9 protein-coding genes and 1 tRNA gene are annotated in these 11,678 nt (G+C 38.0%); 3 read left to right on the top strand and 7 right to left on the bottom strand.

Going from position 1 to position 11,678, the window contains the following annotated elements; genetic code table 11:
• Nucleotides 1-20: 20 nt before the first annotated feature.
• Nucleotides 21-1,256 (top strand): FprA family A-type flavoprotein, encoded by a 1,236-nt coding sequence (locus VEIT17_RS01750; protein ID WP_060923814.1) that lies wholly within the window; start codon nucleotides 21-23, stop codon nucleotides 1,254-1,256.
• A gap of 147 nt (nucleotides 1,257-1,403) precedes the next feature.
• Nucleotides 1,404-1,494: transfer RNA gene (locus tag VEIT17_RS01745), tRNA-Ser, on the top strand.
• A 196-nt stretch (nucleotides 1,495-1,690) separates the two neighbouring features.
• Here VEIT17_RS01745 and mmuM read toward each other — a convergent pair.
• From mmuM to VEIT17_RS01730, 3 genes are all read right to left on the bottom strand, one after another.
• Complete coding sequence (mmuM, locus tag VEIT17_RS01740; RefSeq protein WP_178885985.1) at nucleotides 1,691-2,704, bottom strand: homocysteine S-methyltransferase; 1,014 nt, start codon at nucleotides 2,702-2,704, stop codon at nucleotides 1,691-1,693.
• An 87-nt stretch (nucleotides 2,705-2,791) separates the two neighbouring features.
• Entirely contained in the window at nucleotides 2,792-3,577 is a 786-nt protein-coding gene (locus VEIT17_RS01735; protein ID WP_178884469.1) for a basic amino acid ABC transporter substrate-binding protein, read from the bottom strand.
• A 331-nt stretch (nucleotides 3,578-3,908) separates the two neighbouring features.
• Nucleotides 3,909-5,846: an OPT family oligopeptide transporter gene (locus VEIT17_RS01730; protein WP_156719025.1), complete on the bottom strand. Its 1,938-nt coding sequence runs from the start codon at nucleotides 5,844-5,846 to the stop codon at nucleotides 3,909-3,911.
• A 244-nt stretch (nucleotides 5,847-6,090) separates the two neighbouring features.
• Between VEIT17_RS01730 and pepT the strand changes: the two genes are divergently transcribed.
• Nucleotides 6,091-7,314 carry a peptidase T gene (pepT, locus tag VEIT17_RS01725; protein WP_024065715.1) on the top strand — a complete coding sequence of 408 codons (1,224 nt, stop codon included), beginning with the start codon at nucleotides 6,091-6,093 and terminating at the stop codon, nucleotides 7,312-7,314.
• A 184-nt stretch (nucleotides 7,315-7,498) separates the two neighbouring features.
• Here the strand turns inward: pepT and VEIT17_RS01720 are convergent, their stop codons facing one another.
• The 4 genes from VEIT17_RS01720 to VEIT17_RS01705 form a co-directional block, all read right to left on the bottom strand.
• Nucleotides 7,499-8,749 (bottom strand): MFS transporter, encoded by a 1,251-nt coding sequence (locus VEIT17_RS01720; RefSeq protein WP_024065714.1) that lies wholly within the window; start codon nucleotides 8,747-8,749, stop codon nucleotides 7,499-7,501.
• A 282-nt stretch (nucleotides 8,750-9,031) separates the two neighbouring features.
• Nucleotides 9,032-9,625, bottom strand: coding sequence for a Mug protein (locus VEIT17_RS01715; protein WP_024065713.1), 594 nt, complete (start codon nucleotides 9,623-9,625; stop codon nucleotides 9,032-9,034).
• Nucleotides 9,626-9,772: 147 nt separating this feature from the next.
• Entirely contained in the window at nucleotides 9,773-10,711 is a 939-nt protein-coding gene (locus VEIT17_RS01710; protein ID WP_060923819.1) for a hypothetical protein, read from the bottom strand.
• 54 nt (nucleotides 10,712-10,765) lie between these two features.
• Nucleotides 10,766-11,497, bottom strand: coding sequence for a COG3415 family protein (locus VEIT17_RS01705; RefSeq protein WP_129823809.1), 732 nt, complete (start codon nucleotides 11,495-11,497; stop codon nucleotides 10,766-10,768).
• Between the last annotated feature and the right edge of the window lie 181 nt (nucleotides 11,498-11,678).

Raw genomic sequence — 11,678 nt, 5'->3', positions numbered from 1 at the left:
AGTTAAGAAAGGATTTTATTATGCATTGTGCTCAGAAAATGACCCATAATATCTACTGGATTGGTAGTAATGACTGGACTACAGAACGTTTTGAAAACTTATTCCCTATTCCAAATGGTGTTAGCTATAACAGCTATTTCATCGATGATGAAAAAACTTGTGTTGTAGACTCTGTTGATGCAGAAATTCGCGAAGAATACTTTGACAACTTGACTCATCTTTTGAATGGTCGCGACCTTGATTACATCATTGTAAACCATATGGAACCAGATCATTGCCAAACATTGTTAGACACATTGGAACGCTATCCAAACTGTAAAATGGTTGGTAACGCTACAACATTCCGCATGTTTGAACAATTCTACAATACTCCAAAACCTGACCAATATTACACAGTTAAAGAGGGCGATGAAATTTGCCTAGGTAAACATACTCTTGTTTCCTACACTATGCCTATGGTTCACTGGCCAGAAGTAACTTGTACTTATGAAAAATCTACAGGCACATTGTTCTCTGCAGATGCTTTCGGTACATTTGGTACCGTTAATGGTAACATCTTTGCGGACCAAACAGATTTCATTGCTACATATGAAGAAGAAGCTCGTCGTTACTATACAAATATCGTTGGTAAATACGGTCCTCAAGTACAAAATGCAATTCGCAAAGTTTCTGGTCTTGAAATCAAACGCATTGCTCCACTTCATGGTCCAATCTGGCGTACACCTGAAACAATTCAATACATCTTGCACAAATACTTGCACTGGTCCAACTATACAGCTGAGAAAAAAGGCGTTGTTATCGCCTTCGGTTCTATGTATGGTAACACTCGTGACATTGCACAACAATTGGCTAAACAATTATCCAAACGCGGTGTAACAGATATCAAAATCTATGATGTTTCCAAAACTAACGCTTCCTACATCATCTCTGATGCTTGGAAATACACGAACTTGGTAACAATCGCTCCTACATATAACTTGAACCTATACCTTACAATGGAAAACCTCATCCACGAGTTAAAAGCTCTTAACTTCCAAAACCATAAGGTATCTATCATCGGTAACCACTCTTGGGCATCTGCTGCAATGAAAACAATGGTTGCTCACTTCGAAAACGACTTCAAAGACATTGAAATCGTATCCGAACCACTTGATATCAAATCCTCTTTAAAAGCAGAAGATCTTCCAAAAATCGAAAAAATGGCAGACGATATCAAAGCATCCATCGATGCAGCTGAAATCAAAGAAGTATTATAATACTAACACCCAAAGCCGCCTGAAAAGGCGGCTTTTTCTTATACTTTAAAAGTCTTATGAAAGTTCAATAATTTCACTATTTTTCGCTTGACATAAATCTATCTTTTTCATATACTATACAAGTACCTGTTACACAACAGAATACATGGAGAGGTGTCCGAGCGGCTGAAGGAGCATGATTGGAAATCATGTGTGCGGTTATCCCGTACCCAGGGTTCAAATCCCTGTCTCTCCGCCATAGCAAAAGCAGTGCCTATGCACTGCTTTTTTTATTATCTAACATTAAGAGGTGATACCTAATGTATCACCTCTTTTTATATCTCTTATATCAAACTTTAAAGTATTACATTTTACTACTGCCAAACGGCTAAAATGAAGAAGGCTATCGACTTAACATCGATAGCCTTCTTTATTTATATCATTAGTTTATATTACTATTTATGAATTTTTCTAGCTATATCTCTAATGATTTCAGGTGTTGTTCTACAACAACCACCTATGATATCTGCCCCAGCATGACGCCATACATCAACATAATCTACAAATGATGCAGGGTCGCCATACCAGGTCTTAGTTTCACTATCATAGCTTTCACCAAGATTAGGGTATACAGCAATTGGTTTATCCGTAACAGTACGAATATCCTTAATCAAGGACTCTACATACTCTGGTTTCGTACAATTGATGCCAATACCAGTTATAGGTCTAACCTTATCGATCATTTCTGCACATTTAATGATAGTTTCCCCACTAGAAACATGATGTTCATCCTTACAAGAGAAAGCAATCCAACCAGGAATCCCTCGCGATGTATATGGATCAGACATAGCTCGAGCAATGGCAATGGCTTCATCATAAGACGGTATTGTTTCAAAAGATAGTATATCAGGATTTTCTTCACAGAATAAGGCTAAGCGAGGTATATGGAACACCTCAAGATACTCAGTTTGTACACCAGGATATCCACGGTACTCAGAGCCATCCGCCAAAAAAGCTCCATATGGGCCTACAGAGACCGCTACCAGTGGTTTAGGCAATGCACCTTCAGAAAAATATCTAATGCCATTTGGGGTCTCTTCTCCCAGTGTAATACCACGCAATGTAAGTGCCCCACTCGCCTTAGCCTCTACAAACTCATTGCGAGCTTGTACTGCCAAGCGAACAGATAATTTTACAAGTTCAATAGCCTCTTCCGTACCAAATCCTAGGCCTTTAAAGCCAGCTACCGTTGCTTGATACCCAGAACTTTGAATGATATCCGCCCCAGCCGCTAAGTACGAAATATGTATTTTTTTGATGATATCCGGTTGGTCCATAAGAATCTTAGCAGACCATAATTTATGCTGAAGGTTACAGCCATAACGCTCTAACTCTGATCCTAACCCACCATCTAAAACGAGGGCGCCCTTCTCTTTAATTATATCTAAAAATGCACATCGCTTAACCATCATATCACCTATTCTATACTACCTCATACCATTTGAGGTTTACTAAACGTATTATAACAAATAATACGTTTTGGTACTATCTACAAACTATTTTAAATCCTCTGTTGGTGGCTCTTTACCAAACCATTTTTTATAAATCTCCGCATATTTGCCATTGGCTTTAATCTTAGCTAAACCATCGTTAACTTTATTAAGAAGCTCTGTATTGCCTTTCTTTACAGCAATACCAAGCGGCGCCGCATCATAGTCCTCTCCAGTAACCTTTGCGATACCTTTGCCCTTGTTGTTAACATAATATTCGTTTACTGGTGTATCGTTAATAACTACATCTACACCTCTATTTTGCAATTCTAAGAACGCATCGACGATGAGGTTGAATTGACGCACATCGGCATTAGGAATCTTGCTAGCAATTTCTGCACCTGTAGATCCGATGGATACACCGATACGCTTTCCTTCTAAATCCTTAAAGCTATTGATATCAGTATTATCAATATTAACTACAAGACCATTACCAGCTATATAGTAAGGCTTACTAAAATCAACAGATTTTGCTCGATCTTCAGAGATAGTCATATCAGAGATAGCAATATCGATAGTATTACTTTGTAATGCAGGTAAAAGTGCATCAAAGTTCAAGTTTTGAACATCTGCTTCAATGCCCTCTTCTTGAGCAATAGCATTAATAATATCGATATCAAAGCCAGCTAATTTTCCGCTGTCTTTATCTTTAAATCCAAATGGTGCATAGGTTGCATCTGTACCAACGCGCCATACCTTTTGACTACTATTTGTATTTCCACAGCCCGCAATAAATAGACTGCTAACAATTGTAAAAGCTCCTAACAGAGCTGCTATCTTCTTAAACTTCATGCTTCACCTAATTGTAAGACTCTACTCAATACAGAACAAATCTTATATCCTATTCCTTCGAGTATATCTCTATATACATAAAATATGAACTCAGTATAATACCTATAAAAGTATTACAATATTGCTATCATATCACCATATATATTCTAGGTCAATAATTCCAACCATATAAATAGGTTTTACACAAATATAGTTTTTAGTTATATCAAAAAAAGACCGCCTTCACCAAGCACAGATAAAACTCGGTAAAGGCGGTCATCCCTAGAGTGGAGAATTCTTAATAATTTTAATCAAACAAAACACTCACATTCTTAAGGATATATCTTATTCTTTATTTAGCTTTTTTAGCTTTTACGTACATAGCTACTTTGTACAAGAATACACAAAGTAATAAGTACATTACAATACTGAGGTATGTTGCTTCCGGTGTTTCAACCCAATCTTGAGCGAATACATCAACACCTGCAATACGAAGTACAGCACTGAATAAAGAACCAATGGCACCACCAGCTACGAGACCAGATGCAATTGTGCTACCTTTAGAGAAGCGAAGATCTGCCAATTCTTTATCTTTTGTACTATTTTGTACGAAGTATGCAATTAGACCACCGATAAGTAATGGTGTGTTGATTTCCATTGGCAAGTACGTACCAAGTGCAAATGCCAATGGTGGAACTTTTACCATCCACAAGATAATAGCGAATAATGCACCAGCCATGTATAGAGGCCATTGAGCACTACCACCAGTCATCATTGGCTCAATGATAGCAGCCATAGCATTCGCTTGTGGAGCATTTAATGCATGGTCTCCTACGAAGCCATATGCATCATTCAAGAGGATCATAACGCCTACAGAAAGTACGGCACAAAGAATGGTACCAACGATTTGCCATTGTTCCATTTTCTTAGGTGTAGCACCTGTCATATGAGCCACTTTAAGCTCAGACATGAAGTTACCAGCCATACCGATAGTCGTACCGATGAAGGAAGCCATCATTAGGACTGCAATCATACCTACTTTACCAGTCATACCTGCAGCTGTTAAGCATACAGCGGAAATGATAATCATGAAGATTGTCATACCAGATACTGGTTCTGTACCTGTATAAGCAATGGAGCTGATACCTACTACAGATAATAGGAAGGACATAATTAGAACGATTAAGAATGCTACGATTGTTTGGGAGAAGCTTTCAGCATACATAAAGTGGAAATATGCTGCAAATAGAACTGTACATAATAAGATGCCAGCGCCAATCCAAGATGTAGGCACGTCGCGTTGTGTACGAAGCAAGTTAACATCAACGGTTTTGGAACTGAAAATATCAAGTACTGCATTTTTAACAACACTAGCTACTACCTTAGACATATTGAGCAATCCGATGATACCTGCCATAGCAAGCATACCGATACCAATATGACGAACATAATCTAAGAATACTTTACGAATAGGAGCTTCTGCAAGTGGAACTGCATGCCCATTGATTTGCATGATATGTTCCGGAGCTAAATAGTATACGATTGGAATACATACGAACCAAGAGAAGAAGGAACCAGCTGCGATAATAGCCGCATACCGTAAGCCTGTGAAGTAACCAAGACCAAGCAACGCAGCATCTGTATCTACAGCAGCATTTAACTTAGTCGAATCTGCTAGAGCAGACCCCCATTTAAATGCGGTAGTACGGATAACCTCTTCCCACCAACCGAGGCTGTTAAGAATAAAGTCATATACAAGAGCGATAAGACCAGAACCAAGCATGAGTTTCGCTTTGCTACCTTCATTACTCATTAGTACTTCAGCAGCAGCACGACCGCTTGGGAACGGATACACATAGTGCATTTCCTCAACAAAGTAGCGACGGAACATAACGCATAATAGAACACCAAGTACGCCACCAAGGATAATAGGAATCGCCATTTGTACAAAGGTTACATCTGTAACATTCCAAATGTATAGAGCTGGTAAGAAGAACATCGCACCAGCTAATGTGTTCGTACTAGAACTAGCGATAGCCTGAATGTGAACCGTTTCGGCAAAAGCATTTTGCCGTTTCAAAATAACTGCTGTACCCATAGCAAGTACAGATACTGGAGCAAAGGCATCTACTGTTTGACCAATTTTCAAACATAAATAACCTACAGCCAGTGTGAAAATTGCCGCATAGAATAGGCCCCAGAATACTACATATGAGTTAATCTCTACGTAATCCTTCTTAGGATCCAATACGGGTTCTACGGGCGGGATAGAACGAGTTTCGTCCGACATGGTAAAACCTCCTCACAGAAAATGTACAAACGTATAACTATTCACCTTTATACTAACACGGCACTATATATGGTTCAATGGTTTTCTATGCATTATGCGAATAAAATATCACACGTTCCATAAATATTTATTTTGCATTTTCAGCCCCTCTGTTCTACAATGAAAGTATATTAAGAATCTTTATTATATACAGCATTTATACCAATATGTATAACACGTATGTTTACTTACGAGGAGGCTCATTATGGAATCAATGGTCGAACGTTTTGTACGCTATACAAGCATAAATACACGGTCTAACGAGGAAAGTACAACCATTCCAAGTACTCAAACTCAAGTAGACTTTGCTACTAATGTGCTCGTTCCTGATTTAAAAGCAATCGGTTTAGATGAAGTTATTTACAACCGTGAAAATGGTTTTGTTATTGGCACATTAAATGCTAATACAGATGAAAAAGCACCTGCTATTGGCTTTATCGCTCATATGGATACAGCTGATTACAACGCAGAAAATATTAAGCCTCGCATTGTAGAAAACTATGATGGTAGTGATATTTGCCTCAACGAAGAACATCAAATCTACACACGTCGTGCAGATTTTCCTAATTTAAAGAACTATATTGGTAAATCCTTGGTAGTAACCGATGGTCTTACACTACTAGGCGGTGACGACAAAGCTGGCATCTGCGAAATCATGGAAGCCCTCGCCTACCTCGTAGCTCATCCAGAAATCAAGCATGGTAAAATCATGTGTGCCTTTGGCCCAGATGAAGAAATCGGTACCGGTGCAGATCACTTTGATGTAAAACAATTTCCTGTTGATTTTGCTTATACTATTGACGGTGAAAGCCTTGGCCAACTTGAATACGAAACATTTAATGCTGCTGGCGGTACCGTTACATTAAAAGGTGTATCTGTTCATACAGGCACTGCTAAAGGCATTATGATTAACTGTGCTAAATTAGCAATGCAATTCGATGCTCTATTACCAGGTGCTGCTGTTCCAGAACACACATGCGGTCGCCAAGGTTTCTTTATGCTCATGAGCATGGAAACTCAAGTAGATACTGGCAAAATGAACTATATCATACGCGACCATGACAAAGAATTGTTCGAAGCGAAAAAAGCATTCTTCTTACAAGCTGGTCAAACATTAAACGAAATCTATGGCCGCGAAGTATGTGAAGTATCCGTAAAAGATCAATATTACAATATGTACGATATCATCAAAGACAACATGGAATGTGTCAACGTAGCTAAAGCAGCTATGGAAAAAGCGGGTATCACGCCTATTTGCGACCCTATCCGTGGCGGTACAGATGGTTCTAAAATTTCCTTCATGGGCATCCCTACCCCTAATATCTTTACTGGCGTAGAAAACCTACATGGTCGTCACGAATTCGCATGTATTGATGACATGAAAAAAGCCGTAGAAATTATCGTAAACATCGTTAATATTGAGAAATAATAGGATAGATGTAACTTCTCATGCACCTATACTACTAGATGGCATTTGAAGGATATTTAAATACTAAACTAGTAGTATAGAATACAATGGAATCCTAAGATACCTTAACAATAAAAAGGACTATACGAGATATCTCGTATAGTCCTTTTTATATGTTATGTGATTGTAAGAAATATAGCTAATGTTATGCTAATTTTCCATTACGTTTACGGTTTCTGATTTGTTCTTCTTCAGCGCGAGCTTTCAAAGAAAGATCTTTTTCAGTACCTACATAACGGCCATAGAGGAAATAATAAGCAACGAATGCAAGAAGTGCTACTACAACAGTAACATGGAACATACTTGTATAACCAACCACCTCTTTAATAGCACCTAAAATGTATGGACCAAAACCTAAGCCCATATCTAAGGCAATGAAGTATGTAGATGTGGCAACACCAATGCGGTGAACAGGAACGATTTTAACAGTTACTGCTTGACCGTTTGACATAAATGTACCGTAACCAAGACCAACAAACACAGCAGACAAGAGTATAAGCCATGTAGAGTGAGCGATAGACAACAAGAAAATACCAAGTGCTAAAGATATGAAGCAAGGGTAAAGAACGAAGTTTTCCCCTTTCATATCAAATACAATACCAAGTAATGGTCTTGTTATCGTAATAACTACAGCATATACAACGAAGAAGAATGTACCTGCTAAGATAAGGTTTAAATCTTTTGTATAAGCGGCCATAAAACCGATAACACCAGAGTATGCAAAACCTACTAGTATAGAAACAAGACTAATAGAATTCATACGTGGTTCGATATAATCGGAAATTTTAATGCCTTTATGTTCTTCAGAATCAATATCGAGCTTAGGTTCATTAAATTTCATGATAACGGAACCGATACCGCAAAGGATGATAAGAGCAACACAGAAGGCGATGATAAAGTCATAGCCAAGGCTATGAAGCATCAAAATACCTAAAAATGGACCTACTGCAGCGGCAAGAGATGTAGACAAACCATAGTAGTTAATCCCTTCACCGCGACGTGACATTGGAATAATAGCGGCTACGATTGTACTTGTAGCCGTAGATGTAATACCGTAAGCAAAACCATTTAAGAAACGAACACTGTCGAGCATCAATAAATTAGGTGTGTAGAAGTACATGGCTGTTGAAATTAAGTAAATCAACAAACCTAAGTACAACATCTTACGACAGCCTAAGATACTAATAAACCGTCCTGCTAACAAACGAGCAACAACAGTACCAATAATATAAATACCAACGGCCAAGCCAGCTTGACTTGCTGTGGCATGAAGATTATCCTTTGCTACTACCGCAATAATAACGATTAATAAATAATAAATCAAAAATACTAAGAAATTAATCAAAGTATCAAGGACAAAGGATCTTGTCCATAAGGCCTCTTTAGCCTTATCCATAATATCAACTCCATTTTCTTAAACTATTGTCAACCATTTGCAACAACGATTAATTATAAACCTCTCACTCTAAAAATCAAGAATTAAAATGTTATATGCATCATTAATTTTATTTATAACAATATATACATAGCCAATCATAATATAGTTATATCCATTTTTCTAATTCACATTAATTTTTGATAACAAAAACACCTTTGACTGTTTATATGGCATCATTAAAAATACAATATAACAACAAAGGTGTTATTTATACATATTAAATTAGTTTACTTATCAAGATTATTTCGTTTGTAATCCACAAGCCTTAAAGAAATTTTTATAGGCTTCAGCCTTTTTGGCAAGGCTTAATGGATATGCACGAGATGTAGATGGCAATCGTGTTAACGTCAGTTCACGACCGTTAAACACAAAGGGAATTGTCTCCCCTGTTTTAGGTAGTTTAACCTTTTCTGGCAAAAGGCTTAACAAAATTTCTGTGGCCTTACCACCTGTGGTACCAATATGTTTACAGTGTGGAATTCGGTCCAATACCTCTGCAAGCGGTACAGGTTCAACGACCTTAAGAAATGCATCCGATGCATTGCCCTTTTCGCGTATAGCTTTCAAAACAGTAGGACAAGAAGCAATCCCCGCTTCAGATAAGAACGCTTTAATCTTATCCGCATCAAAGGCTTTTTCCTCACCTTTTCTAAAGTGTTCCTTATCGTCAAAGAATACTAAGCCATACACGCGCCACATATCATTTTGAAAGTTAGGATAATGAAATTCCATAGAACGCTTTTCGGAAGTTGGTGGGAATGTTCCCATCATCATGACCGTCGTATTCTTTGGTAAGAATGGCGGAAATGGTCTCGTTTCAATTGTTTCTGCCACAGAGCATCAACTCCTTTCACAATCTAGTATGGACTCAACTTTCAACACAATATATGAACTATGTCACATATTCAAATTCAATTATCTACTATGTAAGGCATTAGCAATATTAACAAAAAGATATAGCAACGATTATAAGATCAACCATTATTGAACGATAGGTTGAGATACCAATGTATTGATATAATCAAAACCTACTGGTGTTGGAGATACGAGGTATAAGCACACAACAGCAGCTACAGCAAAGCCAATAGCCAAGTAGGAGAAGCTGCCGTGTCGTGGAAACTCGTACAAACCAAATAGACGAATACCGATAGCCGCACCAATAGCAGTAATCAAGGATGGTATGGAGAAAATATTATACAACCCAAACACCACCATGAGACCTGCATAACCACCTACTACAGTAATCATTGGTAGCATACGATCCATTGGATTTGGAATAGAACGAGTTAGCGCTGCTGGATAATAAGATGCTTCTACACCAAACATACCCAAGAATAGATTAAAGTCAGCCCAAATTGTTTCCCACGCACCTCTAAAAGCATCTCGATGGTTCCCTACATACCATGCAAAGCCTGTAATAACTAAGATTGCTAAACCAGCACAGATGAAGTAGTATTCGCTAGGAATTTTTGGACCTGCATAAGCACCTACAGCCGTTACAACAGCACTTAAAACTGATGTAACGATAACGCGATGTAAACGAGGACGTTTATTTTCAGGAATCCGTTTATACACGGTAGCCAATAGTTCTAATACAAAGCAAGCCATAAAGACTGCAATGCCCGCAGCCGGTGCAAAGTAGGCTGTAATAATAGTCAAAATAAAGGGAATGCACAAGCGCCATTTAGGGAATAATACAAGATCTTTATAATCTAAACGAACGTCTTGTGTCTCCATTGTAAAGTTGTTATACACTACAAAGAGTAACATGAAAGCAATGACATCAATGGCATTAGCACCCCAAATCAATAGAGTTGGTACTATAATCATTGACAAGGCCACCCCAGATACACGGGATAAACCAGCGGCAACTATGCCAAGTAAGAAAAACGGTATTAAAGCAGAGATAATTTCGAACATAATATTCCTCCCATCATTGTATAAATTTAAGTATATAGTATCTACTACACTACATCAAGGAGAGATATATTTTTTCATAGCTAGTCGCTTTCTCACCGCAGAAGCAGAGCATCCCATTATCTGCGCTATTTTAGCAACACCATACCCTTTTGCTCGTAGGTTTTTTATGTTATTTTCATCTAACTGTAAAGTATTGGTACGAATTTCTATGCCTTGTTCCCGTAGATAAATAGCCACCGTAGATCCTCGTATACCATAGGCTAAACCTATGTCATCGGTACTCATATGATGATGAATATATAAGTAAGCCATCTCCTCTACCTTTCGATGATTTTGTACCTTCGGTGTTGTACACATTCCCATATGCCTCAACACATGATGTACTTTCCATTGCGATATGCCGTACATGCGAGCAATAGAATCCGAAGTATTTCCACTTTTATAAGCTCTACAAATACGTACTGGATCGATAGATACATTCTTCGTGGATCGCTGGCAAGCCAGTCCATATTCCTTCATACGGCTTGCCATTGTCGTTATAGACACATCATAACGCTTTGCTAACGAGTGTAGAGACCACTTACCAGTTTCGTATAGAGCTTGTACATGAACCATATTGATATCCTTTTTCAAAGGTCTTCTCTCAATGTCATACTGCTTCATGCGTCGCATAATAGTGTCTACACTACACTGAAAATACTCTGCTACCTCTCTAACACTCCACTGTTTCTCTACATATAGTTGTTCCAATAGCTGTCTAGGTATAACGCGCACATTACGATACATAATATCACCTTTCCTTATAGACGAACTCCCTTCTCTATTATTGTGAAAGCTCCATCAAGAAAAAACAATACAAAAAAGGTTCCTAATAGTCACATAGGTGACCAATAGGAACCTCTTTTCATATGTAATTATATGCACCACATACGATAGGTGTAATTCTAGTTACTATCACAATATCTGA

It is taken from the genome of Veillonella nakazawae (genome assembly GCF_013393365.1).
In the GTDB taxonomy this organism is placed as follows: Bacteria; Bacillota; Negativicutes; order Veillonellales; family Veillonellaceae; genus Veillonella; species Veillonella nakazawae.
Note: the sequence above shows the minus strand (reverse complement) of the source record. Positions and strands in the feature narration are given on the sequence as shown.